Source organism: Eoetvoesiella sp., from assembly GCF_035555955.1.
Lineage (GTDB): Bacteria > Pseudomonadota > Gammaproteobacteria > Burkholderiales > Burkholderiaceae_B > Eoetvoesia.
In genome coordinates, this window is the sequence record NZ_DATMGA010000016.1 from 226,807 (window position 1) to 250,792 (window position 23,986).

Annotated in this window: 24 protein-coding genes; 22 read left to right on the forward strand and 2 right to left on the reverse strand. The window is 60.2% G+C overall.

What is annotated here, in order from left to right; all coding sequences use genetic code 11:
* Positions 1–4 precede the first annotated feature (4 nt).
* The 7 genes from VNT00_RS05465 (at position 5) to VNT00_RS05495 (ending at position 6,803) form a co-directional block, all read left to right on the forward strand.
* Positions 5–1,063: a C4-dicarboxylate TRAP transporter substrate-binding protein gene (locus VNT00_RS05465; protein ID WP_325585276.1), complete on the forward strand. Its 1,059-nt coding sequence runs from the start codon at positions 5–7 to the stop codon at positions 1,061–1,063.
* A gap of 29 nt (positions 1,064–1,092) precedes the next feature.
* Positions 1,093–1,674 carry a TRAP transporter small permease gene (locus tag VNT00_RS05470; protein WP_325585278.1) on the forward strand — a complete coding sequence of 194 codons (582 nt, stop codon included), beginning with the start codon at positions 1,093–1,095 and terminating at the stop codon, positions 1,672–1,674.
* Entirely contained in the window at positions 1,671–2,981 is a 1,311-nt protein-coding gene (locus VNT00_RS05475; RefSeq protein ID WP_325585280.1) for a TRAP transporter large permease, read from the forward strand. Before VNT00_RS05470 ends, VNT00_RS05475 begins: the two co-directional genes overlap by 4 nt.
* Positions 2,982–2,996: 15 nt before the next feature.
* Positions 2,997–3,773, forward strand: coding sequence for a cyclase family protein (locus tag VNT00_RS05480; protein ID WP_325585282.1), 777 nt, complete (start codon positions 2,997–2,999; stop codon positions 3,771–3,773).
* Positions 3,774–3,794: 21 nt separating this feature from the next.
* Positions 3,795–4,760 carry a 3,5-dioxohexanoate:acetyl-CoA acetone transferase gene (gene kce / locus VNT00_RS05485; RefSeq protein ID WP_325585284.1) on the forward strand — a complete coding sequence of 322 codons (966 nt, stop codon included), beginning with the start codon at positions 3,795–3,797 and terminating at the stop codon, positions 4,758–4,760.
* Positions 4,761–4,866: 106 nt separating this feature from the next.
* Entirely contained in the window at positions 4,867–5,886 is a 1,020-nt protein-coding gene (locus tag VNT00_RS05490) for an SMP-30/gluconolactonase/LRE family protein (RefSeq protein ID WP_325585286.1), read from the forward strand.
* Positions 5,887–6,080: 194 nt separating this feature from the next.
* Positions 6,081–6,803 carry a TetR/AcrR family transcriptional regulator gene (locus VNT00_RS05495; protein ID WP_325585288.1) on the forward strand — a complete coding sequence of 241 codons (723 nt, stop codon included), beginning with the start codon at positions 6,081–6,083 and terminating at the stop codon, positions 6,801–6,803.
* Here VNT00_RS05495 and VNT00_RS05500 read toward each other — a convergent pair.
* Together VNT00_RS05500 and VNT00_RS05505 are read right to left on the reverse strand one after the other, a co-directional pair.
* On the reverse strand, positions 6,791–8,239 hold the full coding sequence (locus VNT00_RS05500; RefSeq protein ID WP_325585290.1) for an aldehyde dehydrogenase: 1,449 nt from the start codon (positions 8,237–8,239) through the stop codon (positions 6,791–6,793). The two genes, VNT00_RS05495 and VNT00_RS05500, sit on opposite strands and share 13 nt — an antisense overlap.
* Before the next feature lie 195 nt (positions 8,240–8,434).
* Entirely contained in the window at positions 8,435–8,887 is a 453-nt protein-coding gene (locus VNT00_RS05505; RefSeq protein WP_325585292.1) for a hemerythrin domain-containing protein, read from the reverse strand.
* Positions 8,888–9,154: 267 nt separating this feature from the next.
* Between VNT00_RS05505 and VNT00_RS05510 the strand changes: the two genes are divergently transcribed.
* From VNT00_RS05510 to VNT00_RS05580, 15 genes are all read left to right on the forward strand, one after another.
* A complete protein-coding gene (locus VNT00_RS05510; protein ID WP_325585294.1) occupies positions 9,155–10,372 on the forward strand; it encodes an ABC transporter substrate-binding protein in 1,218 nt (405 codons plus the stop codon).
* 57 nt (positions 10,373–10,429) lie between these two features.
* The gene (locus VNT00_RS05515; RefSeq protein WP_325585296.1) at positions 10,430–11,296 is read left to right on the forward strand and encodes a branched-chain amino acid ABC transporter permease; all 867 of its coding nucleotides are present in this window, start codon (positions 10,430–10,432) and stop codon (positions 11,294–11,296) included.
* On the forward strand, positions 11,296–12,306 hold the full coding sequence (locus VNT00_RS05520; protein ID WP_325585298.1) for a branched-chain amino acid ABC transporter permease: 1,011 nt from the start codon (positions 11,296–11,298) through the stop codon (positions 12,304–12,306). The genes VNT00_RS05515 and VNT00_RS05520 overlap by 1 nt, the downstream gene beginning before the upstream one ends.
* A complete protein-coding gene (locus VNT00_RS05525) occupies positions 12,303–13,022 on the forward strand; it encodes an ATP-binding cassette domain-containing protein (protein WP_325585300.1) in 720 nt (239 codons plus the stop codon). Before VNT00_RS05520 ends, VNT00_RS05525 begins: the two co-directional genes overlap by 4 nt.
* Positions 13,019–13,747, forward strand: coding sequence for an ABC transporter ATP-binding protein (locus VNT00_RS05530; RefSeq protein WP_325585302.1), 729 nt, complete (start codon positions 13,019–13,021; stop codon positions 13,745–13,747). Before VNT00_RS05525 ends, VNT00_RS05530 begins: the two co-directional genes overlap by 4 nt.
* 41 nt (positions 13,748–13,788) lie before the next feature.
* Positions 13,789–15,174 (forward strand): amidase, encoded by a 1,386-nt coding sequence (locus VNT00_RS05535; protein ID WP_325585304.1) that lies wholly within the window; start codon positions 13,789–13,791, stop codon positions 15,172–15,174.
* Between the two features lie 20 nt (positions 15,175–15,194).
* Positions 15,195–16,127: a helix-turn-helix domain-containing protein gene (locus tag VNT00_RS05540; protein ID WP_325585306.1), complete on the forward strand. Its 933-nt coding sequence runs from the start codon at positions 15,195–15,197 to the stop codon at positions 16,125–16,127.
* A gap of 113 nt (positions 16,128–16,240) precedes the next feature.
* Positions 16,241–16,768 carry a MarR family winged helix-turn-helix transcriptional regulator gene (locus tag VNT00_RS05545; RefSeq protein ID WP_325585307.1) on the forward strand — a complete coding sequence of 176 codons (528 nt, stop codon included), beginning with the start codon at positions 16,241–16,243 and terminating at the stop codon, positions 16,766–16,768.
* 178 nt (positions 16,769–16,946) lie between these two features.
* Complete coding sequence (locus VNT00_RS05550) at positions 16,947–17,993, forward strand: aromatic ring-hydroxylating dioxygenase subunit alpha (RefSeq protein ID WP_325585309.1); 1,047 nt, start codon at positions 16,947–16,949, stop codon at positions 17,991–17,993.
* Between the two features lie 85 nt (positions 17,994–18,078).
* Positions 18,079–19,038 carry a PDR/VanB family oxidoreductase gene (locus tag VNT00_RS05555; RefSeq protein ID WP_325585311.1) on the forward strand — a complete coding sequence of 320 codons (960 nt, stop codon included), beginning with the start codon at positions 18,079–18,081 and terminating at the stop codon, positions 19,036–19,038.
* A gap of 79 nt (positions 19,039–19,117) precedes the next feature.
* The gene (locus VNT00_RS05560; RefSeq protein ID WP_325585313.1) at positions 19,118–20,305 is read left to right on the forward strand and encodes an ABC transporter substrate-binding protein; all 1,188 of its coding nucleotides are present in this window, start codon (positions 19,118–19,120) and stop codon (positions 20,303–20,305) included.
* Positions 20,306–20,525: 220 nt separating this feature from the next.
* Complete coding sequence (locus tag VNT00_RS05565; RefSeq protein ID WP_325585315.1) at positions 20,526–21,392, forward strand: branched-chain amino acid ABC transporter permease; 867 nt, start codon at positions 20,526–20,528, stop codon at positions 21,390–21,392.
* Entirely contained in the window at positions 21,389–22,417 is a 1,029-nt protein-coding gene (locus tag VNT00_RS05570) for a branched-chain amino acid ABC transporter permease (protein WP_325585317.1), read from the forward strand. Before VNT00_RS05565 ends, VNT00_RS05570 begins: the two co-directional genes overlap by 4 nt.
* Positions 22,414–23,172: an ABC transporter ATP-binding protein gene (locus VNT00_RS05575; protein WP_325585319.1), complete on the forward strand. Its 759-nt coding sequence runs from the start codon at positions 22,414–22,416 to the stop codon at positions 23,170–23,172. Before VNT00_RS05570 ends, VNT00_RS05575 begins: the two co-directional genes overlap by 4 nt.
* Positions 23,162–23,875 carry an ABC transporter ATP-binding protein gene (locus VNT00_RS05580; protein WP_325585321.1) on the forward strand — a complete coding sequence of 238 codons (714 nt, stop codon included), beginning with the start codon at positions 23,162–23,164 and terminating at the stop codon, positions 23,873–23,875. The genes VNT00_RS05575 and VNT00_RS05580 overlap by 11 nt, the downstream gene beginning before the upstream one ends.
* Positions 23,876–23,986 lie beyond the last annotated feature (111 nt).

Consider the following 23,986-nt stretch of genomic DNA (forward strand, 5'->3'; position numbering starts at 1 on the left):
GCACATGCGTATTCTGCAATCGACCGCTCTGGCGGCCATTCTTGCCGCGGCGTCATTGGCGGCTCAGGCCAAGACGATTACCGTGACTCTCGTCAATGGCCATCCGCCGGTATTCCGCTGGGTAAAGCACTTGCAGCAAAGTTTTGTGCCCGCGGTGGACAAGGCGCTGGAGGGCTCGGGCATTACCGTCGAGTGGAAGCAGCAATACGGCGGCTCGCTTGCCAAGGTGGGCGAAGAACTGGAGGCCGCCCAGGAAGGCGTGGCCGATGTGGCCTTGGTGCCGACCATATTCGAATTGTCCAAGATGCCGCTGCAGAACATCACCTACTACACGCCCTTCGTGTCGTCGGATCCCGGCATCGTGACCAAGGCGGTGGAAGATGTGCAAAGCAAGACGCCGGCCATGATGCAGGCCTGGGAGGACAACGACGTCGTCTACATCGGGGGCGGTTTTGCGCTTGACGATTACCTGCTGTTCACCAAATTCCCCGTAAAAAGCCTGGACGACCTGAAAGGGCGCAAAATCGGCACCCCGGGCCCGTCCATCAACTGGGTCAAGGGCACCGGCGCGGTCGGCGTGGCGGGCAACCTTACGGAATATTACAACGCCCTGCAGACCGGGCTATACGATGGCGTCGTGACTTTCGCCACGGCGGCGCTGCCGGCGAAGATCCAGGAAGTCGCGCCTTACATCACCCGTATCGGCTACGGGGCGCAGTACGCCGGCGGCATCGCCGTCAACAAGGACTGGTACGAAGCGCAGCCCAAGGCCTTGCAGCAGGCCCTGGCGGCCGGAGCCAGACAGTTCGGCACGGCCTACCTCGACGATTTGCGCCAGGCAACGAAAGCGGCCCTCGAAACCCTGGTCAAGAACGGCGGAGTGCTCAATGCCGACTCCGAGGCTTTGGGCAAGGCCTACGCCAAGGTCATGGAGAATCCGGCCAGGCTTTGGGTAACCGAGCTTGAACGCCAGAAGCTGCCGGCCCGCCAGGTGCTTGGAAGCTATATGCAAGAGGTCAAGGCGGCGGGAGCCCATCCGATCCGCGACTGGGCCAGCGAATAAGCCGGCGGGCTTGCTGAACGGAGACCATCATGGCTGAAACCCCCGATGCGCTTCCGGGGGAAGGAGATTTTCTTCCTCCCGTCGATCATCCCGCATTGCGTTTGCTGGATGCCTTTACCTCCCTATTGAATGTCGGCGGCACGCTGCTCATTGTCGCGGTAATGCTGGCGATCAACTCCGACGTGCTTAGCCGCAGCCTGTTCGGCCGGCCGGTTTCGGGTGTGCCCGAACTGGTCAGCATGTCGATCGTGGCCATCGTATTCCTGCAGGTGGCGCATGCCTTGCGATCGGGCGGCCTGACCCGCGCGGAAGTCCTGATGGACAGGCTGCCGCTGCGGGCACAGGCGGCACTCGAGACCCTTTACTGCGCGGCCGGCGCCTGGTTGTGCGTGGTGCTGTTCAACGGGCTGTTGCCGTTGTTCTTCCGGGTCTGGACGCGCAATGTCTATGTCGGCAATATCGGCGACTTCAGCGCGCCGCTCTGGCCGGTGCGCCTCATCATGCTGATTGGGGTCGCCGCCTTGGGCGTGCAGTTCGCGGTGCGGGCCATCCGGGCCCTCCTGGTCGTCTGCAAGCGCCGTCCAGCCTACATTGCGCAGGAGCAATCATGAGCGACCTGATGATAGGGGCCTTGGCCCTGCTTGGCATGGTTGGCCTCATTTATGCCGGCATGCATGTGGCGATTGCGCTTGCGCTGTGTTCCTTTCTGGGCGTGTTCGCGATCAAGGGCAGTTCGGTGCTGGCCGGGCGCATGCTGGCGCTGGCCGCTTCCGAGTCCATCGATTCGTATATCTTCGGTGTCGTGCCGTTGTTCGTGCTGATGGGTTTCGTGGTGTCGCAGGCCGACATAGGACGGGATGCCTTCGATGTGGCCAACCGCATGCTGGGCCGCATCAAGGGCGGCCTTGGCATTGCGACCGTCGGCGCCAATGCCATTTTTGCGGCAATTACCGGCATTTCCATTGCCTCGGCAGCGGTATTCACCCGGGTCGCCGTGCCCGAGATGCTGCGCCATGGTTATTCCAAGCGGTTTGCATACGGAATCGTCGCGGGCAGTTCCGTGCTGGGCATGCTGATTCCTCCCAGCCTGCTGCTTATTCTCTACGGCATTCTCACCGAAGAGTCGGTTGGCGACTTGTTTCTGGCAGGCATCGTGCCCGGCATGATTCTGGCCATTGCTTTCGGGGCCGGCGTCTATGTCATGGCGCGGCGCTGGCCGGCGTTCTCGGGCAGCGGCATTACGGAAAACGACACGCCGCTTTCCCTGGGCGCCATGCTGGGCAAGATCGCTCCCATCGTGATCTTGATCGCCCTGGTTCTGGGCGGCATCTATGGCGGGTTCTTTACGCCGACGGAAGCGGGCGGGGTCGGCGCGCTCGGCGCGATAATCATCGGCTTCTTCCGCCGCGCGCTGCCCGCCGGGCGTATCTGGAAGGTGCTGGCCGATACCGGGCAGGTAACCGCGGCCATCTGTTTTCTGATCATTGCCGCAAGCATGTATTCCCGCATGCTTTCCCTTAGCGGCCTGCCCGAATACCTGAGCATGGCCATTGCGGCAAGCGACATCGGCTACTGGGGCGTCATCGTGGCCTATGTGGTGCTGATTATTGCGATGGGCACAATACTGGACAGCTCATCCATATTGCTCATCGTCGTTCCGTTGTTCTTTCACATCATGAAGACGCTGGGCATCGACCCCGTATGGTTCGGCATCGTCACCGTCATCGCCGTCGAGGTGGGCTTGCTGACGCCGCCGTTCGGCTTGTCGGTGTATGTCATCAAGGGCACTTCGCCCGACCGCAGCCTGAAGCTGGGCGAGATATTCACCGGCGCCATGCCTTTCGCAGCCATCATGGTGGCGGTTCTGGTTTTGATCATCATTTTCCCCACACTTGCCGTCGGCGTTCTGGGACGCTGATCCAGGAGACCATTCATGCCACGCCGCATTATCGATATTTCGGTGTCCCTCGATTCGGATATCGCCTCGGATCCGCCGGGCCACATGCCCGAGGTCAAGTACTTCAACCACCATGCCACGGCGGAGAACGTCGTCTCGTTCTTTCCCGGGGCAAAAGTCGAAGACCTGCCGGGTGGCGAGGGGTGGGCCATAGAAAGGCTCAACGTGTCCACCCACAATGGCACCCACCTGGACGCTCCCTATCACTTTCATTCGACCATGGACAACGGCCAGCGGGCCATCACCATCGACGAAGTGCCGCTGGAATGGTGCTTCAATCCGGGCGTGAAGCTTGATTTCCGGCATCTTCCCGACGGCCATGTGGTCACCGCCGCCGAAGTCGAGGCCGAACTGGCGCGCATCGGCCATACGCTCAAGCCGTACGATATTGTCGTGGTCAATACCGCGGCCGGCGCGCGCTATGGGCAGCCGGACTATGTTTCAGCCGGATGCGGCATGGGCGACGAGGCCACGCTTTACCTGACCGAGCGCGGCGTGCGGGTCACGGGCACCGACGCCTGGAGCTGGGATGCGCCCTTCGTGCATACGGCCAAGCGCTTTGCCGAAAACCACGACGCCTCCATCATCTGGGAGGGGCACCGCGCCGGCATGAAGCGCGCCTATTGCCATCTGGAAAAACTCGGCAACCTGCACAGCCTGCCTCCGAATGGTTTCATGATCGCCTGCTTTCCGTACAAGATACGCGGCGCCTCGGCCGGGTTTACCCGCGCGGTAGCCATATTCGAAGACTAAGCCATTCACAAGGAGCCAACCGTGCCTGAAGCATCCGCAGCAAAACCCAAGAAATCCCCGGCGCCCAAAGTCATCATTACTTGCGCGGTGACCGGCGGCATCCATACGCCCACCATGTCGGACGCGCTGCCCTACAAGCCCGAAGACATTGCCAGCCAGGCGATCGACGCGGCCCGGGCGGGGGCCGCCATTCTCCATTTGCACGCGCGCGACCCGAAAGACGGGCGGCCAACGCCCGACCCCGACGTATTCATGCAATTTTTGCCGCGCATCAAAGAAGCCACCGACGCCGTCATCAATGTGACGACGGGCGGAGGCCTGAACATGACCGTCGAGCAGCGCCTGGCCGCGCCGCTGATTGCCAAACCCGAGATGTGCTCCCTGAACATGGGGTCGATGAATTTCGGCATCTACCCAATGGCGGACCGATACAAGAACTGGAAGTTCGACTGGGAAGAAAGCTATCTGCGCAATACCGACGACTTCATCTTCCGCAATACCTTCCGCGACATCGAACGCATTCTCAAGATGCTGGGCGAAGAACACGGCACGCGCTTCGAGCACGAATGCTACGACGTCGGCCATTTGTACAACGTTGCCCATTTCGTCGATCGGGGCCTGCTGAAGCCGCCGTTCTTCGTGCAGATGATTTTCGGCATCCTGGGCGGCATCGGCGCCGAACTCGACAACCTGCTTTTCATGAAGCGCACCGCCGACAAGCTCTTCGGCGACGATTACCGCTGGTCGGTGCTGGCGGCGGGGCGGCATCAAATGAATTTCGCGACGCAGGCCGCTTTGCTGGGCGGCAGCGTGCGGGTCGGCCTGGAAGACAGCCTGTATATCGGCAAGGGCGCGCTGGCGGCATCCAATGCCGAGCAGGTTGCCAAGGTGCGCGGCATCGTCGAGAGCCTGGGGCTGGAAGTTGCCACGCCCGACGAGGCCCGCGCCATGTTGAATCTTAAAGGCGCCGGCAACGTCGGATTTTAAACAGGGCGGGGATGCTGGGCGGTGTGGCCTTCGTGCGTTGGGGGGCTGCTCAAGCAGCGCATAAGACATAGGCCGTTGCGAACGGCGAACGGCAAAAGGGATCGCTATGGAGTCAGTCATTAATCCTATTGATGGTTTTGTGGTCGATCCGTCTGCCATCAAGTATATCGGCCAGGATCTGCAGCGCCCCGAATGCATCCTGGCTGAACGCGATGGCTCGCTCTGGTCGGCGGACGCGCGCGGCGGCGTCATGCATATTCGTCCGGACGGCAGCCAGCAATTGATTTCGCAGCAAACCGACAGCTCGTTCGCTCAAGCCGCCAGCGACGAAGCCCGCTATGTTTCGGGCACGCTGCCCAATGGCCTGGCCTTTGCGCGCAACGGCGACGTTGTTATCTCCAACTTTGGCACCGACAGGCTCGAACTCATGGCACGCGACGGCTCAAGCCGTGTTTTGGCCGACTCGATAGACGGGGCGCCCATCGGCAAAGTCAATTTTGTGTTGCGCGACAGCCGCGACAGGTTATGGCTGACCATATCGACTCGAACCAAAAACTGGATGCGGGCCATGAGCCCCGCCATCGCCGACGGGTACATCGCTTTGTACGATGAGGGACGCTTGCGCATCGTGGCCGACGGCTTTCGCTTCACCAACGAGATCCGCCTGGATGCGAATGAAGAATGGCTTTATGTGGTTGAAACCTGCGGCCGGCGCATATGCCGCCTAAGGGTGCTCGATGACGGCAGCCTCTCGGGGCGAGAACTCTTCGGCCCCTCGGATCACGGTGCCTTCATCGACGGCATCGCCTTCGACGCCTACGGCAATCTTTGGGGCACCCACGTCATGACGGATCGTGTATTCGCCATCACCCCCCAGGGTGAGCTGCGCATCGTTCTGGACGACGATGGCGACAGCCCGGCCGGCCGGGCCTTGATGGCTGCGTTCGAGCAGGACACGGCCACGCCCGAGTTGATGCTGGCCTGCGGCGGAAGCATTGCCCCGTGGTTCGCCAGCGTGACTTTCGGCGGGCCGGATCTGCGCAACGTGTATATAGGCAGCCTGCGCGGGACGCGGATCCCGTACTTCCGTTCGCCTGTGGCCGGGTTGCCGATGGCGCATTGGTGAAGATCGGAGGGGACTAGTCCGTATCGGCGGATGCCGGTCTAGAACTGTTTCCTATTTATCCCATTGCCTAGCGGTCTTGGACACCCCGGCATTTCAGGCATTCTCGAAGATGGTCTATCATCAAGGGTCAGAGAATCTCTTCTATATCAAGGTTTTTTTGCCGCTGACCCCGGCACCCGGATAGACGCCGCATTATGTCAAGAAAAGCAATTGCCGAATCACCCACGCGTTATTTCCAAGAGGTCAGTGTTGGTGATAACAAGAAATCGCGTACCCGTGCTCTGTTGCTGGACACCGCCATCATGGTGTTTGCGAGGCAAGGTATCGATTCTGCGTCGATCCTCGAAATCACAGAGGCGGCAGGTTTGGCCAATGCCAGCTTTTATTATCACTTTCGGGACAAGGCGGCGCTCGTCGAAGCAGTCGGGGGGGCTGTCGCGGCGACGCTGGTGCGCGAGACCGACGACGCAATGTCCCATATGGAACGAGGCTCCGAGCGCGTCGCATTCGGATCGACGTTTTTTATACGCCGCGGCGTCGCGGAGCCGGTCTGGGGACGCCTGATCGTGCGGGCTATCGCCGATTTAGGGGAGTTTCGCGAACAAATCTCTTCCGGCATCCGAAAGGATGTCCAAATGGGCATAGACCAGGGAGAGTTTGACGTGGCGGCGACGCCCGCACTTCACGCCATGCTTTTCGGCATAGTTGGTGCTGCAATGCATGACCTTCTTGAGCATCCTGAAGCGCGGGGTACGGATACCCTGGCCTGTGAGTCAATGCTCAGAGTGTTGGGTTTGCCTCGCGGCAGGGCGAAGGCTCTTGCCCAACGTGCCACGGGCTGGGTTGACGAGGCGCTTGGGCAAGCGGCGGTGCTTAAATCGTACGATGAAGGTTTGTCACCCGCTCAGATAGGGTAGGATTGGGTTGGGTCTTCAACAGAAACCCACTGGACCTCAGTGAATTCGTGAATCCCGGGCAAGCCGCCGAAACGCCCATAGCCGCTGGATTTCATGCCCCCAAGAGGTGCTTGCGCCTCGTCGAAAACGGTCGGGCCGTTTATATGGCAGCAACCAAAGTCAAGCTGTTGTGCCAGCTTCAGCGCGAGCGATACATCTGCCGTGAAGATGGAAGAAGAGAGCCCGTACTCGGTGTCATTTGCGACGCAGATCGCTTGTTCGTAGTCTTTTACGCGGATGATGCTTACTACAGGCCCAAATGATTCTTCATGATAGATGTCCATATCAGGTGTTACGTAATCGAGAAGGGATGGCCCCATGACGGCGCCCTGGACATGGCCGGTTACCCGCAGTAGCGCTCCCTTGCCGACGGCATCGTCGATTAATCGCTGAGTGCGGTCGCATGAGGATTTATCGATCATGGTGCCCCGCGATGCGTCATTTTCAGCGGGGTCGCCGGCTGGTAAATCCGCGGCTTTGATTGCCAATTTTTCTGCGAACTGATCCGCAATGCTTTCGACGATAACGATTCGTTCCGTCGACATGCAGATTTGGCCATAGTGCATGTAGGAGCCGAAGAATGCGGCACGCACGGCATGATCGATTTCAGCGTCCGCCAACACGATCATTGGCGCTTTGCCACCCAGCTCCAGAAGCACCGGCTTCAGATACTTTGCGCATGTCGCCGCAACTTGGCGACCAGTGCGTGTAGAGCCGGTAAAGTTAACCCGGCGCACGGCGGGGTGGGAAATCATGGCCTCTGCAATGGCTGCCGAGTCGGCGGGAGCATTGGTTAGAAAGTTAAGGACCCCTGGGGGCAGCCCCGCATCCACCATGATCTGCGCAAGCAGGTACTGTGTTCCGGCGCTTAACTCGGATGCCTTGAGGACGACTGTGTTGCCGCAGGCCAGTGCCGTGGAAAAAGAGCGCACGGCCAGGATAATGGGAGCATTCCAGGGGGCGATGGAGACAACAACTCCGGCGGGACGTCGTATTGCCAGTGATAATGTCCCAGGTTTGTTGCTGGGAATGACCTCGCCTTTTATCTGGGTGGTCAAGCCGGCAGCCTCGCGCAGCATATCGGATGCCAGGCGTGCGTTAAACCTGCTCCAGGGAAGGGAAGCGCCCGTTTCGAGGCGCATTTGCTCGATAAGGGCGTCAGCACGCTGGTCGAGCAGGTCGGCGGCTTCCAGCAGGATATTGCGCCGTTCTGCTGGTGCAGTGGCAGACCACTCGGTAAAGGCGCTTGCGCATGATTCAACGGCAGCCCTTGCGTCTTCTACTGTGGCGGCGGCGCTGGTGGACGCCAGACTATCGTTCGCGGGGCTGTGCCGTCGAAAGGTTTTGGCCGAACCAGCCGGGATAGCCTGATTGTCGATGATGAGGTAAGATTCCATACGCCCTCCATTTTCGAGATTGCTCTCGATTTTTGTATGGTTTCACAAGAAAAAACTGTCCGCCATCGGGACAAACCATTATCGTGAGGACTCTCGAAATTAGGTGTCGCCGTACGAACGATGCAATCGGACGATGCTTGCCGGCGTCGGCCGGCGCATTATGTCTGTTGGCCGACTCAGGCGCGAGGGGAGGGGCTATTCGTCTTCGTGATACGCGACGCCGCGTCTTACCACGATGGGCACCGCGCCCAATTGCTTTTTGGCGACCCATTGGGCCAGAGAGGCATCCAGGTAGTCGGTGTGGCCGGGAAACCAGCGGGCCAGCTCGGTGGCCAGGCGGCGGGCTTCGGCGGGTTCGCCGCCGTTCGCCACGTAGTTTTCAACGTCGCGCATGGATTTCAGCACCGCTGCGTGCTCGTTGCTATGGCATTCCGTGGCGGGGAAGGCCGTTTTTTTCATCCAGCCTTCTTCCTGCGAGAAGTGATGCTCGGTATGGGTGATAAGCTGCCGCAGACTTTCCAGAAGGGCTTCGTCCGGCCCGCGCAGCATGGCTCCGACGATATCGACGAACTCGCGGTGCGTTTCGTCCATGGGGCCGTAGCCCGCCAGGAAGGCATCAGTCCAGATAAGGTCTTCGGTAGCTATCATGATTGTCTCTGGGGCCTGCAGGGCGGCTGGCCGTATTTGCGCAGTTGATTATTGCACAATCATAGCAAAATCAAGGCGCTTCGATTGCTGTTGTAGTCAACGGCGATACCAGCCATCGCCGCCCGCGTCGATTAAGGGTTAACCCCAGATGTCTGAAATCTACCGGTTTGAGACGGCTTTTGGCATGTTCTTTGCCGCTGCCGATTGCTTTAATACGCAACGATGCACGCAAGGCAACGTAAAACAATCACTCTTATGGGGGACGACATGCAGATAAGCAGGAGACAATTCCTGGGCTACGGCCTGGGCGGTGCCGCGGGTTCGCTGGTGGGCGGGCTCGGGTTTCCTTCGGCCAGCCTGGCGGCCGACACGATCAAGGCCGGGGTGTTACTGGATCTCTCCGGCCCCCTGCAGCTTTATGGCCACGTCAAGGCGCAGTGCCTGGAGCTGGCGACGGAAGAAATCAACGCCAAGGGCGGTTTGCTGGGTAAAAAGATCGAGCTTGTGAAATACGACACGCAGTCCAATAACCAGCTGTACGGCCAGTATGCTCAACAGCTTGCGCTGAAGGATAGGGTGGCCGTAGTGCACGGAGCCATTACCAGCGCGGCGCGCGAAGTGGCAAGGCCGGTGCTGGCGCGGGCCAAAACCTTGTATATCATGAACATGATCAACGAAGGCCCCGAAGGCGCGTGCGACCGCAATATGTTCACCACGGGCCCCACGCCGCAGCAATTGCTGAACAACCTGATTCCCTACATGATCAAAAAACATGGGAAGAAAGTGTACATATTGGCCGCCGATTATATTTTCGGCCAGTTGTCCGCCAAGTGGGCTGAACGCATCGCCAAGGAAAACGGCGGCGAGGTCGTGGGCCTGGATCTGTTTCCCATGGACGTCGACAAATTTGGTTCCACCATCGGCAAGATACAGGCCGCCAAGCCCGACTTTGTCTTCAATGTGTTCGTCGGCCCGGCCCATGCGGCGTTCTATGGGCAATGGGCGTCGGCGGGCATGAACAAGCGCATTCCCATGGCTTCGCACACCATCGGCGATTCGGGCGAGCAGTTGCGTATGCCTCCTGATGTCAGCGAGGGTATCGTTACTGTCAAAAATTACTTCGACGAGCTCGACACGCCCGCGAGCAAGGCGTTTATCGAGCGCTTCAAAAAACGGTTCGACGACTATACCTATGTCGGTTCTTTGGGCGTGGCCGACTACCAGGGCATGCTGTTGTGGGCCGAGGCGGTCCGCAAGGCGGGTTCGGTGGATCGCAGGAAAGTCATCGAAGCATTCGAGTCGGGGATCGCCATCGACGGCCCCAGCGGCAGGCTGGCCTCGCATCCAGCCACGCATTACTGCACTATGGACATGTACCTGGCGGAAATCCAGAACAGCCGGTTCAAGGTGCAGGAGTCCTGGAAGCAGGTTCCCCCGGTAAGCGCCGGCGACGATAGCTGCGACGTGTTGAAGATGCCGCTTTGATCTCCTCGAAAGCAAGCACGGCAAGATAGCGTTTTATACAAGAAGCAAGGAGTATCCATGGATCTAGCCATGTTGGCTGGCATACAAATCCTGTATGCCATAGCCAGTCTGTTCCTGATCAGTGTCGGTTTGGCCATCATCTTCGGGATGATGGGCGTCATCAATTTCGCCCATGGCGAATTTCTGATGCTGGGCGGATTCGCCTTTATCTTGTCCGTGCGTGCCGGAGTGAATTTCTGGGTGGCCATGTTCGTGGTGGCGCCGCTGGCGGTGGCGTTTATCGGCGTTGTCATCGAGCGCCTCATCATCCGCCACCTGTATGGCCGCATCGTCGAGACCATATTGGCCACCTGGGGGCTCAGCCTGCTGCTCATCGGTCTGGCTTCGTCGCTTTTCGGCTATTACCAAATGGGCGTCAGCCCGCCACTGGGCAGCGTGCAAATCGGCGCCTATCAAGAGGGCGGGTATACCTTCTTCGTGATCGGCGTGGCCGTGGCGGTCGCGGTGGGCCTGTATTTTTTGCTGCGCCACACGCCATTCGGCCTCATCGCGCGCGGCACCATGCAAAGCGCCGACATGGCCAGCGCCCTGGGCGTCAACGTCAAGCGTGTCTATTCTGTGACTTTCGGCATCGGCGCTGCGCTGTCGGGCCTGGCCGGCGCCATTTTCGCGCCATTGACGGGGGTTCTGCCGATTAGCGGGCTTACCTATATCGCCAAGGCGTTCATCACCGTCATTCTGGGCGGAGCCCTGCCATTGACCGGTGCGGCGCTGTCGTCGGCGTTGTTGGGAACAGTCAGCCAGGCCACGACACTCGTCAGCACATCCGTGCTGGGCGAGGTCATGCTCCTGGTTACGGCTATCGTACTGCTGCGGGTATTGCCTTCGGGTATTACGGGCAGATTCTTCAAGCGAGGCATCTGATGTGCGAAGTAAAAAGCCCGGGATTCTGGTGGGCGGCCATTGTGGCGCTGGCTCTGGTTTTCGGCATTCCATTGTTTGCCGAAACCTACACGCTGTATACCCTTACCGTCTTTGCCATTATGGCCGTACTGGCCCTCAGCTTGGGGCTGGTCTGGGGGGTGGGAGGTATATTGGCCCTGGGCCAATCGGCCTTTTTCGGCATCGGTGCCTATGTCTATGCGTTGATTGCTGTCAATATGGGCGATAGCACCTGGGCCTTGGCCGCGTCGGTGCTGATGCCGGTTTGCGTGGCGGCGCTGCTTGGCTATTTCACGTTTTTCGGGCGTATCAGCGATGTGTATTTTGCCGTCATTTCGCTGACCATACCATTGATCCTGCTCAGCCTGATCAACAGCGCCTCAGGGCCGGCCTATCAGTTCGGCAAGGCGCATTTGGGCGGGTATAACGGCATACCCGGCGTGCCGCCCTTGAACAATCCCTTCGACCTCAGCGATGTCCTTGGTTTCGACGGCATGTACTACGCCTCGGCGCTTGTCCTTGTCGCCGTATACCTGGTTCTACGCATCTTGGTGCGCAGCCGGTTCGGCCGGGTGGTCGCGGCCGTGCGCGAAAATGAATTGCGCGCCGAACTGCTTGGCTATGACGTGCGCTACTACAAGCTGGGTGTGTTCTGCATCGGCGCGGCTATCGCCGGGCTGGCGGGAGCCCTTTATGCCGCATGGGGCGCGTCCGTCGGGCCGACCGCTTTTTCGCTTTCTTTTTCGGCGCAGATCGTGATCTGGGTATTGCTGGGAGGCATGGGAACGTTGCTGGGCCCCATCTTGGGATGCTTTGTCGTCCAGGCCTTGTCCACATGGCTGGGCAGCGCCAGCGGCGTCAGCCCCGAAATCGCGCTGGGCCTGCTTTTCATTGCGGCCGTCCTGCTGGTTCCCAGCGGCATCGTGCCGTCCATCCAGCAGCATCTTCGCCGGCGCAGGCCGGCAGGCCTGGTCAGCAAGGAGACGCCATGATTCTCCAGACGCATGATTTGTGGCGCACATTCGGCGGAGTCGCCGCTGTTTCCGGCATCAACTTCAATCTCAAGAAGGGCGAATTGCGATGCCTCATTGGGGCAAACGGGGCAGGCAAGAGCACCTTCTTCAAAATGCTGACCGGCCAGATCAAGCCCACCTCCGGCCGTATCACGCTGTTCGGCAAGGACGTGACCAATCTGCCTTCGCATGCGATCGCCCGCATGGGGGTCGGGGTAAAGACGCAGGTTCCCAATCTTTTCAACGGCCTTAGTGTCCGGGAAAACCTGTTCATGTCGGCGCAGCGCGTCATGGGGCGCAAGCCGGCCCTCGAGGCGGTCGATGCCATGCTGGAAAAAATCCACATGACGGCGCATGCGCAGACACTTGCCGGCAAGCTTGCGCATGGCCATCGCCAATGGGTCGAGCTGGGCATGATCCTGATCAGCGGGCCTCAACTGGTGCTGCTGGACGAGCCCGCGGCGGGAATGACGGCGGGCGAGGTCGAGCGCACCATTGCCTTGCTCAACGAACTGCGCGGCCAGCGAACATTCATCATTGTCGAGCACGACATGCACTTCATCCGCCGCATTGCCGAGAAAGTAACGGTATTCCATCGCGGGCGGGTCCTGGTCGAGGACACGATGGAAGCGGTCGTGCGCAACACGGAAGTGCGCGATGCCTATCTGGGGCAGCACGGCAAGGAGGCGCGATGAGCGGTGAAATCTTGATGCGCGTATCGGGGCTGTGCGCTGGGTACGGCTCCATCCCCATTTTGCGGCAAATCTCTTTTCAGATAGGGGAGGGGGAAATAGTCGGAGTATTGGGCCATAATGGCATGGGCAAGACTACGCTCATGAAAGCTCTGGCCGGGCTCCTGCCTGTGACCGACGGCCAGCTCCTCATGTGCGGGCGCGACGTGGCGCATGCGGCTCCTCATGTGCGGGCGCATCAGGGGCTGGGGTATGTGCCGCAGGGGCGAGATATCTTCGGGTCGTTGACGGTGCGCGAAAACCTTGCCATCGGCGCGGCGGCGGCGGGCCTCAACCGCGAGCGTGCCATCGAGCGTTCGGTCAGCGACTTTCCGGTTCTGGAACGTCTGCTCGACCGTAAAGGCGGCGCGCTCAGCGGCGGCGAACAGCAGATTCTTGCCTTGGCGCGCGCGCTTTGCGGTGAACCCAAGGTGCTGTTGCTGGACGAACCCACCGAGGGTATACAACCCTCCATCGTCGAAGAGATCGAAGACCACCTTTTGCGCCAGGCACAAGAAAAATCACTGGCTGTGGTGGTGGTGGAGCAGGACGTCGGGTTTATCGGCGCCATTGCAAGCCGGGTGTTGTGGCTGCAAAAAGGCGAAATAGTCAAAGAATTGTTGCCCGGCCAATTGCTCGACCCCGACACGGTGGACGAATTCATCGGCCTTGAAGGCACGCAAGCTTGAACAGGGCCGAGCGCCCGTTATATAAATCGGAGATACAAACCATGGCGGAAAATTTGTGGGGATTGACCGCGCAGCAGATGCGCAAACTCGTGCAGAGCCGGGAGGTCAGTCGCGTCGAGTTGGTGCGGGCGCATCTGGATCGCCTTGAAAACGTCAATTCCAGCATCAATGCGGTGGTCGAGCCGCGAGCCGATCAAGTGCTGGCCGAAGCCGAGGCCGCCGACCGGAATCATGCAGATCGCTCGGGGCTTGCGCTGGACGGCATTCCCCTTAGCATCAAGGATCACTTCGATGTCCAGGGCATGAAGCATACCGAGGGCCTGCCCGCACTTGCCGATGTCCGCTCGCCCGCCGACGAGGTGGTGATCCAGCGTCTCAAGGCAGCCGGCGCAATGATCATCGGCAAGACCAACCAGCCCGACCTCCAAATCCGCTGGAACACCATCAGCCATTTATATGGCGCCACGCGCAATCCACGCAATCTTGAAAACACCGCCGGTGGTTCGTCGGGGGGCGATGCGGCCGCCGTCGCGGCGGGCATGGCTCCGATTGGCCTGGGCCTGGATTACGGCGGATCCATCCGGGTGCCGGCGACGTTTTGCGAAATCTACGGCTTGCGTCCTTCGGCGGGGCGCACGCCCGCGGTGCCGTCGCTGCCGCCGTTCGACAGTCCGCCGACCGTCGACTTGATGGCATCCATCGGGCCCCTGGCGCGTTGTGTGGAAGACCTGTGGTCGGCATACCAGGTTATCGCCGGTGCGCATCCTGCCGACCCCGCGACCTTGCCCATTCCGGTTTCCCGCTCTGAACCCGGAGCCGTCCGCCCGCGTGTGGCGCGGATGGTCGATCAGACGGGAGCCAAGGTTTCTCCCGAAATCGTTGCTCGCCTGGATGCGGTGGCCCGTATTTTGCAGGAGGCCGGGTATGAGGTGGTGGACGCCGCCATTCCCAACGCGCGGCGCGCTCCGGAGGTCTGGGCGGAGCTTATCGGCACCGAGCTGATGGAGGCAGGCATGCCTGTGTTCGGGGACAAGCTGGGCGAAAGCAACCGGCAGCATATTGAAGCGCTGTTTGGCATCTATAGCTTGGGCAAAGACAGCCGGCGCTTCATTCAGGCCTTCGAAGAGCGCCGCAAAATCGTTCGCGAAGCGGCTTTGTGGATGGAGGGGTATCCGTTGGTGCTTTGCCCTGTGGCGGGCATGCCCACGCCATCGCTCGCGTTCGATCATCTGCTCGACAAAGCGCAAACTCTGCATCTGTTCGACCAGATGCGCAATATCCCTTGGGTAAATCTGATGGGTATTCCCAGCGTGGCCTTGCCCAACGGCATACAGATCGTGGGCCGGCGGTTCCACGAGGCGCAGGCGCTTGAGGCCGCCGCCGCGGTAGAGCGGGTTATCGGGGCGGCATCCGTAGCCGCGCTGTAGCCGCTCTCTGTATCGCATAAGTGGGCGCCTCCGCACAAGGCAGCCGCAACGGCAGCGTCTCCCCGACGGGAGGCGCTGCCGACGGCCCGCCATTCATTCATTACGACGACCGCCTTCCCGGCGGCGATCTGCGTTTCCTGCACGTAGAGAGAATTTCGACGCGCGTCCGCAAATACAACTGGGAGCTGTTCCCCCATCGCCATCGCGATCTGTTCCAGATGGTCGTGCTGCAGACGGGATGCGGGCATTTCAATTTCGACTTGTCGGAGGACACGTTCGAGGCGCCTTCCATTGTTCTGGTGCCGCCGCTGGTGGTGCACAGTTTTCGTTATGACCCCGGGGCGGCGGGCCAGATTCTGACGGTTTCCGACAGCTATATTCATGAGCTGGCCCGTTTTGCGGGCGAACCGCAATTGCCGGAAATGCTGATGCATCCCATGGTGCATGCGCTGCACGAGGCGGGCCGCGATCTGGCGCATATCGAAACGGCATTGAAAACCATAGGCGACAACCTGTCATCAGCGCGTCGGGGCCGGGGCGCCATTCTTTCGGCCAATCTTCTGGCTATTTTGGGTCTGCTTTCCCGATATGCGCGCGAAGAACTGGCTCCAGGCTCCGAAACGAAGCGCCGGAGCCAGCTGTACGCCGATTTCCGCGAGTTGCTCGAGCGGCATTACCGCGAGCAGCTTCCTATTGCCAGCTACGCGGGCATGATGGCGGTCACCGAAAGAACCCTGCACCGGGCATGCCGCGAGGTGGCGGGGGAGTCGCCCCTGAAGATCGCGCATCGCAGAATGGTTCTGGAAGCGCAGCGGCTGCTGCTGTATTCCAGCCTTACCGTCAGCGAGATTGCCTATTATCTGGGATTCAAGGATCCCTCTAATTTCAGCCGCTTTTTTGTCGATAACACCGGCGAGCCCCCGCAGGTCTTTCGGCGGGCCCGCTTGGGCTGAGCATAGCCGCGGCATATGCGGCCGCTGGCGCTCATGCGTTTCTTCTTTGCTCACGGCTGTGAAATCGTTGCTAGAATTAGGCCAAAGAAGTTGATATACCTGCGAGGCAAACAATGACGAAGCAAGCGTCGGACGAGTCGCTGACCGATCTTTATATTCAGCCTGGGCATCTGTTGCGCCGGGCGCAGCAAATTTCCGCGTCGATTTTCCACGATGAGCTCGGCCAGTTCGTCACCCCCATCCAGTACGCGATCTTGCGCATTCTTATCGAGCATCCGGGAATCGACCAGGTTTCGTTGGCGGGGCTGGTTGCCATGGACACTTCAACCGCTGCCAGCGTAGCGATCCGGCTCGAAGAAAAAAAGCTGCTCGTCCGCCACATCGATCCCAACAACCGCCGCCAGCGGGCGCTTTACCTTACGGACGCCGGCAAAGAGCTGTTGCAGCGCACGGGCGAGGGCATTGCCCGCCTGCATGACCGATTGTTCGAGGGTTTTACCGAGGAAGAGGAAGCAACCTTCATGGAGTTGCTGCAAAAACTGGTGCATATCAACAACTTTCAAAGCCGCGCGCCCTTGTCCCGCCTCAAGGCCGGGCCGGCTGTCGCCCGCGAAGCCGACACCAATCAAGCTGAAATCTAGGGAAAACCCTAGTAGATATATATCCATGCAAGGGTAAAAATAACCTTAGGTTCAGTGCACTGAATGTTGGTTGCGGCAAATGCGCCGCCACGCCGCGGGCAGTGCATAATGGATAAAGATTTCCGATGACTGCGGTTGCATGGCAAGTCCGGTCGTTTCTACTTTTTGCGAGGCAACTATGTTTCCTAAAAATACCTGGTATGTCGCCTGTACGCCCGATGAAATCGATGGCAAGCCATTGGGAAGGACAATTTGCGGTCAGAAAATCGCGTTTTACCGCGGCGCCGAAAACAAGGTGGCCGCTGTCGAGGATTTCTGCCCTCATCGCGGCGCGGCGCTGTCGCTGGGCTATGTCGAACATGGCAACCTGGTTTGCGGATATCACGGCCTGGTCATGGGCTGCGACGGCAAGGTTGTTTCCATGCCCATGCAGCGCGTTGCCGGCTTCCCCTGCGTCAAGTCCTATCCGGTCGTGGAGCGCTACGGCTTCATCTGGGTGTGGCCCGGCGAGGCCGAGCTGGCCGACGATTCGCTCATTCCCCACCTCGAATGGGCGGTCAGCCCCGAATGGGCCTACGGCGGCGGGCTGTATCACATCAATTGCGACTACCGCCTCATGATCGACAACCTCATGGATCTCACCCACGAGGCGTATGTGCATACCGGCAGCATCGGCCAGGACGAGATCGACGAATCGCCGGTTAACACCAAGGTCGAAGGCGACCACGTCTATACCAGCCGCTATATGGACAACATCATGGCGCCACCTTTCTGGGCAAACGCACTGCGCGCCAATGGGCTGGACGACAAAGTGCCTGTCGATCGCTGGCAGATCTCGGTTTTCTCTCCTCCCAGCCACGTCCTGATCGATGTCGGGGTCGCCCATGCGGGCAATGGCGGCATCAATGCCCCCAAGGAACACAAGGCGGCGGCCATCGTGGTGGACTTCATGACGCCCGAAACCGAAACCTCGCACTGGTACTTCTGGGGCATGGCGCGCAACTTCAAGCCCGAAGACGCCGAGCTCACGAAAAGCATCCGCGAGGGCCAGGGCCACATCTTCAGTCAGGACCTCGAAGTACTGGAAGCGCAGCAGCGCAATCTGCAGGATTACCCGGATCGGCGCCTGTTGATGTTGAATATCGACACGGGTGGCGTACAATCACGTCGTATCCTCGATCGTATGATCAAGGCAGAACAAACCCCCGCCGCTGAGCCCGCTTAAGGCTTGTAGCCGCGCTTTCTTTGCGTGCCAGTATTTCCCATACCCGCAGAAATGCGGGTAAATCCGCTTTGTACCGTATAACTTGATGAGACAACTTTCCGTAAAAGTAGTTAATAAGGTGCTGGAAGCCGAGGACATCGTCAGCCTCGAACTTGCCAGTGTCGACGGCCAGCCCCTGCCGGCATTCAGCGCCGGTTCGCATATCGACGTCGAAGTCACGCCCGGCGGCCTTACCCGCCAGTATTCGCTTCTCAACGACCCATCCGAACAGCATCGCTACATGATCGGCGTCCTGCGCGACCCGGCGTCGCGGGGCGGCTCCATTGCCGTGCACGACAGCATCAAGGTCGGCGACACCATCAACATCAGCGAGCCCCGCAATCATTTCGGCCTGGTGCAGGCCAAGCGCACGGTGCTGCTGGCCGGCGGCATCGGCGTCACGCCTATCCTGTGCATGGCGCGGCGCCTGAGCAAAATCGACGGCAATTTCGAAATGCACTACTGTGCGCGTTCCCCAGAGCGCACGGCGTTCCGTGAGGCCATCTCGAAATCGGCCTTCGTCGACAAAGTGCATTTTCACTACGATAACGGCGCCGATGACCAAAAGCTCAAACTGGAAAGCGTCATCGCCAAGCCCGATCCCGAGACGCACATCTACGTTTGCGGTCCCACCGGGTTCATCGACTACGTGCTCGGCACCGCCAAGAATCTGGGCTGGGCCGATAGCCAGGTGCACCGTGAATACTTCGGCGCGGCCGAACAAGACACCAGCGGCGACGTCTCCTTCCAGGTCAAGATCGCCAGCACCGGCCAGGTATTCGATATTCCGGCCGACACACCCATTACCCGGGTCTTGGAAGACAACGGCGTCTTCGTTCCCGTTTCGTGCGAAGAGGGCGTGTGCGGCACCTGCCTGACTCGCGTGCTGGAAGGCACACCCGATCATCGCGATCTGTATCTCACCGATTCCGAGCACGCCGCGAACGACCAGTTCACACCCTGCTGCTCGCGCTCCAAGACGCCGCTGCTAGTGCTCGATATCTGAGCCCGACATTTTTTTGTGGAGCCATGGCCCCCCTCGGGGGGCCATTTTATTAGTTTTATTGAATAGTAGAGAGAGTTAGATGACACATCCTGTGAACGTGCAACGCCGCCACCTGATTCTGGGTGGCGCCGCCGCGGCTACAGCCAGTCTTGTACCCATGCGCAGTTTCGCCGCCGATCCCGTCAAGGTGGGCCTGATCGTTCCCATGTCGGGGCCGTTTGCCTCCACCGGCAAGCAAATTGCGGCGGCCGTGAGCCTGTATCAAAAAAAATACGGTGACACCGTCGCGGGGCGCAAGGTCGAGGTCATCCTCAAGGACGATGGCGGGGTTGCCCCCGACATGACCAAGCGCATCGCCCAGGAGCTGGTCACGCGCGACGGCGTGCAGATCCTGGCCGGCTTCGGCCTGACCCCCCTGGCGTTCGCCGCCTCGCCGGTCGCCACGCAGGCCAAGACCCCCATGGTGGTCATGGCGGCAGCCACTTCGGTCATTGTCAAGCGTTCGCCGTATATCGTGCGCACCGGCTTCACCCTGCCGCAGGTTACGGCTCCGATGGCCGACTGGGCAACCAAGAACAACATCAAGTCGGCCATCACCTTCGTGGCCGACTACGGCCCCGGCATCGACGCCGAAAAAGTGTTCGTCAAGCAATTCACGGCCGGCGGCGGCTCCATCATGCACAGCATCCGCACGCCGCTGCTCAATCCCGACTACGCGCCGTTCCTGAAGCGTGTCAAAGACTCCAAGCCCGAGGCGCTGTTCGTGTTCGTGCCGTCCGGTGAAGGCGCTTCGCTGATCAAGCAGTTCAACGAACGCGGCCTTGCGGCCGAGGGCATCCGCCTGATCTGCACCGGCGACGTGCTCGACGACGATCTCATGGTCAGCATCGGCGAGGTCTCCAAGGGCATCGTCAGCAGCCACCACTATTCCGCGGCCCATCCTTCGCCGGAAAACAAGGAATACGTGGCCAGCTTCGCCCGCGACAACAACGGAATGCGGCCCAATTTCCATTCGGTGGGCGGCTACGACGGCATGCATCTCATTTATGAGGCACTGAAAAAAACCAACGGTGATGCAAATGGGGATAAAATACTCGCGGCCATGAAGGGCGCATCGTGGACGAGCGTGCGCGGCCCCATGACCATCGATGCCGAAACCCGCGATGTCATCCAGGACATCTACATCCGCAAATCCGAAGAGGTGGATGGGCAGATGTGGAACGTCGAATTCGACAAGATTGCCCAGTTCAAGGATCCGGGCGTCTAGACTGGATTATTGCAATGTGCGCCGGTTTCAAGGCGTTCACCCCCAAGACGTGCTTGAGTCTTCCCAGAACGGGGCGAGATTCAAGTACGTACTTTTGTATCGCAGTTTGCATTTTTGATAATTCAAGTACGTTCAGACATCCCACAAGGAGTGAATAAACCATGCTAGAACATGCAGCCGGCAGCGCACAGCTGCCGTCCAGGGCGCATAGGTGGCCGCCATGCTAGGAAATTTCGTCGGCGTATTGTTCGACGGCATTGCATACGGAAGCTTGCTGTTTCTGATCAGTGTCGGTTTGTCGGTCACGATGGGCTTGATGAATTTCGTGAACCTGGCCCACGGCGCATTTGCGATGGTTGGCGGCTATGTTTGCGTCGAACTCATGAACCGCATGGGCGTTCCGTTCCTGGCCACGTTGCCCATCGCTTTTTTGGTAAGCGCCTTTGTCGGCTTCGTGCTGGAACGCACCTTGTATCGGCGGCTGTACGAGGCCGACGCGCTCGACCAAGTGCTGTTTTCCATCGGCCTGACCTTCATGGTCGTGGCGGCGGCAACGTATTTCTGGGGCCCGTCGCAGCAGCCGGTTCACTTGCCCGATTGGCTTAAAGGCCAAGTCACCATTCTGGGCCTGGCCGTCGGCGTGTACCGCTTGTTCCTTATCGGCGTCGTCATCCTCATTACGCTGGCCCTGGGCCTGCTCATCGAACGCACCCGCTTCGGCGCGAAGATCCGTGCTTCGGTCGACAACCAGCAGGCCGCGGCGGGCATGGGCATCAACGTCAGCCAGGTGTTCAGCCTGACGTTCGCGTTGGGTTCGGGCCTGGGCGGCCTGGGCGGAGGCCTGGGCATTGACGTGCTGGGGCTCGACCCCACTTTTCCGCTCAAGTACATGGTGTACTTCCTGATCGTCGTCGCGGTGGGCGGCGCGGGCACCATCCGCGGCCCCTTGCTGGCGGCCGTGCTGCTGGGTGTGTTTGACGTGGCCGGCAAATACTACGTGCCGGTTATCGGCGCCTTCGTCATCTATGGGCTGATGGTGGTGTTGTTGCTTCTGTTCCCATCCGGACTGATCTCGAGGCGCTCATGAAGAATCTATCCCTGTCTTCCCTATCCATTGCCAACATGCTGCCGGCGCCTCGTGTGCCCAACGATCGCTGGCACAAGCTCGAAATCGTTTTCTGGCTGATTCCGTTTGCGGTGTTCTTCCTGCTCCAGGGCTATCTGGTCCTGGCGGCCCAAATCATGATTCTCGGCATCTTTGCCTTGTCGCTTGATTTGCTGCTGGGTTACGCGGGCGTCGTTTCGCTGGGCCATGCCGCTTTCTTCGGCCTGGGCGCGTATACCGCCGGCCTGCTTGCAGTGCATGGCTGGGGCGAACCCATCAGCGGCATGCTGCTTGGTGCCGTGGTGGCCGGCGTGTTCGGCTTCCTGTGCAGCTTCCTGGTCGTGCGCGGGCACGACCTGACACGCCTCATGGTTACCCTGGGCATCTGCCTGATGCTCTACGAAGTGGCCAACAAGGCGGCGTTCATTACCGGGGGCGTCGACGGCCTGTGGGGTGTCAGCATGTGGAAGCTGTTCGGCGTGTTCGAATTCGATCTGGCCGGCCGCACCGCGTTCTTCTACAGCTTCGCCATGTTGTTCATCGTGTTCCTGGGCGTCCGGCGCCTGGTCAGCTCCACGTTCGGGCTTAGCCTTATCGGCATCCGCGAAGGTGTCAAGCGCATGCCGGCAATCGGGGTCGACGTCAACCGCCGTCTGGTCGTTGTCTATACGATCAGCGCCTTCCTCGCGGGCATCGCGGGGGCGCTGCTGGCCCAGACAACGCAATTCGTCGGCCTGGACTCCCTGGGTTTCGACCGTTCGGCCGACTTGCTGATCGTCCTCGTGCTGGGCGGTACGGGCCGCCTGTACGGCGCGCTGATCGGCGCCGTGGTGTTCATGATCGCCAAAGATCAAATCGCCAATATCAACCCTGTGTACTGGCAGTTCTGGATCGGCCTGCTGCTGATCGTCATCGTAATGGTGGGACGAGGAGGCATTTTGGGCAGTATCGAGCGGTTCCGCGAGAATCGTCGCGTACGCGCGGCCGGACAAGGAGGTCGAGCATGACGGACACGACTCTGCGCACAGAAGGCATAAGCAAGGTCTGGGGTACTTTCCGGGCCAATAGCGATGTGTCGCTTTCATTCGCGCCCGGCGCGCGCCATGCGCTCATCGGGCCCAACGGGGCCGGTAAAACCACCTTCATCAACCTGCTGACCGGGGCGCTTGCGCCCACCTCCGGCAAGGTGTTTTTCGGCGACCGCGACATCACCAGCCTGCCCCAGCACCAGCGGGTCAAGCTGGGCATGACGCGCACATTCCAGATCAACACCCTGTTCGGCGGCCTGACCGTGCTTGAATCGGTCATTCTGGCCATCAGCGAGCGTGAAGGGCTGCAGAAGGCCTGGTATAAAACCGTCGAGCATCAAACCGCGGCCATCGAAGAAGCCGCGCAACTGCTCGCCACGCTGAAGCTAAGCGCCGACGCCAACACCATTACGCGCAGCCTGCCGTACGGCAAGCAGCGCCTGGTGGAAATCGCCCTGGCGCTGGCCACCAAACCCAAGGTCTTGTTGCTGGACGAACCTGCCGCGGGCATTCCCTCGGCCGAAAGCGCCGAGCTCTTCGAGGTCATTGCGCAATTGCCGCGCGACGTCACCATCGTGTTCATCGAGCACGACATGGGGCTGGTGTTCCGTTTTGCCGAGCGCATCACCGTGCTGGTGGGCGGCAAGGTATTCACAGAAGGCACACCTGCCGAGATAGCCGCCGACAAGCGGGTCAAGGAAGTATATTTGGGCGAGGCCGAGCATGAAGAGTAATGGCAAAGAGCTGCTGGCGCTCGAAAACGTCAGTGCGGGCTACGGCGAATCCGTGGTGCTCGAGGGTATTTCCCTGGCCCTGAACGAGGGCGACAGCCTGGCGCTGCTGGGCCGCAACGGGGTGGGCAAGTCCAGCCTGCTGCTGACCATGATGGGCATTACCCGCCTGCATAGCGGCTCGCTGCGTTGGCGCGGCAAGGACATGACCCGCGTGTCCACCTATAGGCGGGCGCATGCCGGCCTGGGCTGGGTTCCCCAGGAACGCCTCATGTACCCGTCGCTTACGGTGGAAGAGCACTTGACCGTGGTGGCCCGTCCCGGCGAATGGGACCTGAAGAAAATCTATCAGGTGTTCCCCAGGCTGGAAGAGCGGCGCGGCAATATGGGCAACCAGTTGTCGGGCGGTGAACAGCAAATGGTGGCCATTGCCCGCGCGCTGATGATCAATCCGCAATTGCTGCTGCTGGACGAACCCATGGAAGGCCTGGCCCCCATCATCGTGCAGGAGCTGCTCGAGGTCATCAAGCGCCTGGTTTCCGATAGCGGCATGACCGTCATCGTGGTCGAGCAGCACGCCCGCATGGCGCTGGGGCTTACCAATCGGGCGATCGTGCTCGACCGTGGACAAATCGTGCACGATTCCGACAGCCAGGTTCTTCTGGACGATCGGGAAAAGCTCGACCGCCTGGTGGCGGTGGCATAACGGCTTGCAGGTCTTGTGGGCGGCCTGATGGCCGCTCCCACAAACGTTTCATCAAAAACCGGTTCGGATCTCCAGGATCCGAACCGGTTTTTTCATAGGTGGAACAACTTT

Excerpts from the sequence above, each read along its gene's own strand:
- VNT00_RS05490 (WP_325585286.1), top strand. The coding sequence starts at position 4,867 with ATGGAGTCAGTCATTAATCCTATTGATGGTTTTGTGGTCGATCCGTCT.
- VNT00_RS05495 (WP_325585288.1), top strand. The coding sequence starts at position 6,081 with ATGTCAAGAAAAGCAATTGCCGAATCACCCACGCGTTATTTCCAAGAG.
- VNT00_RS05560 (WP_325585313.1), top strand. The coding sequence starts at position 19,118 with ATGACACATCCTGTGAACGTGCAACGCCGCCACCTGATTCTGGGTGGC.
- VNT00_RS05580 (WP_325585321.1), top strand. The coding sequence starts at position 23,162 with ATGAAGAGTAATGGCAAAGAGCTGCTGGCGCTCGAAAACGTCAGTGCG.
- VNT00_RS05505 (WP_325585292.1), bottom strand. The coding sequence starts at position 8,887 with ATGATAGCTACCGAAGACCTTATCTGGACTGATGCCTTCCTGGCGGGC.
- VNT00_RS05475 (WP_325585280.1), top strand. The coding sequence starts at position 1,671 with ATGAGCGACCTGATGATAGGGGCCTTGGCCCTGCTTGGCATGGTTGGC.
- VNT00_RS05555 (WP_325585311.1), top strand. The coding sequence starts at position 18,079 with ATGAGACAACTTTCCGTAAAAGTAGTTAATAAGGTGCTGGAAGCCGAG.
- VNT00_RS05530 (WP_325585302.1), top strand. The coding sequence starts at position 13,019 with ATGAGCGGTGAAATCTTGATGCGCGTATCGGGGCTGTGCGCTGGGTAC.
- VNT00_RS05500 (WP_325585290.1), bottom strand. The coding sequence starts at position 8,239 with ATGGAATCTTACCTCATCATCGACAATCAGGCTATCCCGGCTGGTTCG.
- VNT00_RS05570 (WP_325585317.1), top strand. The coding sequence starts at position 21,389 with ATGAAGAATCTATCCCTGTCTTCCCTATCCATTGCCAACATGCTGCCG.
- VNT00_RS05525 (WP_325585300.1), top strand. The coding sequence starts at position 12,303 with ATGATTCTCCAGACGCATGATTTGTGGCGCACATTCGGCGGAGTCGCC.
- VNT00_RS05465 (WP_325585276.1), top strand. The coding sequence starts at position 5 with ATGCGTATTCTGCAATCGACCGCTCTGGCGGCCATTCTTGCCGCGGCG.
- VNT00_RS05520 (WP_325585298.1), top strand. The coding sequence starts at position 11,296 with ATGTGCGAAGTAAAAAGCCCGGGATTCTGGTGGGCGGCCATTGTGGCG.
- VNT00_RS05535 (WP_325585304.1), top strand. The coding sequence starts at position 13,789 with ATGGCGGAAAATTTGTGGGGATTGACCGCGCAGCAGATGCGCAAACTC.
- VNT00_RS05470 (WP_325585278.1), top strand. The coding sequence starts at position 1,093 with ATGGCTGAAACCCCCGATGCGCTTCCGGGGGAAGGAGATTTTCTTCCT.
- VNT00_RS05550 (WP_325585309.1), top strand. The coding sequence starts at position 16,947 with ATGTTTCCTAAAAATACCTGGTATGTCGCCTGTACGCCCGATGAAATC.
- VNT00_RS05480 (WP_325585282.1), top strand. The coding sequence starts at position 2,997 with ATGCCACGCCGCATTATCGATATTTCGGTGTCCCTCGATTCGGATATC.
- VNT00_RS05575 (WP_325585319.1), top strand. The coding sequence starts at position 22,414 with ATGACGGACACGACTCTGCGCACAGAAGGCATAAGCAAGGTCTGGGGT.
- VNT00_RS05515 (WP_325585296.1), top strand. The coding sequence starts at position 10,430 with ATGGATCTAGCCATGTTGGCTGGCATACAAATCCTGTATGCCATAGCC.
- VNT00_RS05510 (WP_325585294.1), top strand. The coding sequence starts at position 9,155 with ATGCAGATAAGCAGGAGACAATTCCTGGGCTACGGCCTGGGCGGTGCC.
- VNT00_RS05545 (WP_325585307.1), top strand. The coding sequence starts at position 16,241 with ATGACGAAGCAAGCGTCGGACGAGTCGCTGACCGATCTTTATATTCAG.
- VNT00_RS05565 (WP_325585315.1), top strand. The coding sequence starts at position 20,526 with ATGCTAGGAAATTTCGTCGGCGTATTGTTCGACGGCATTGCATACGGA.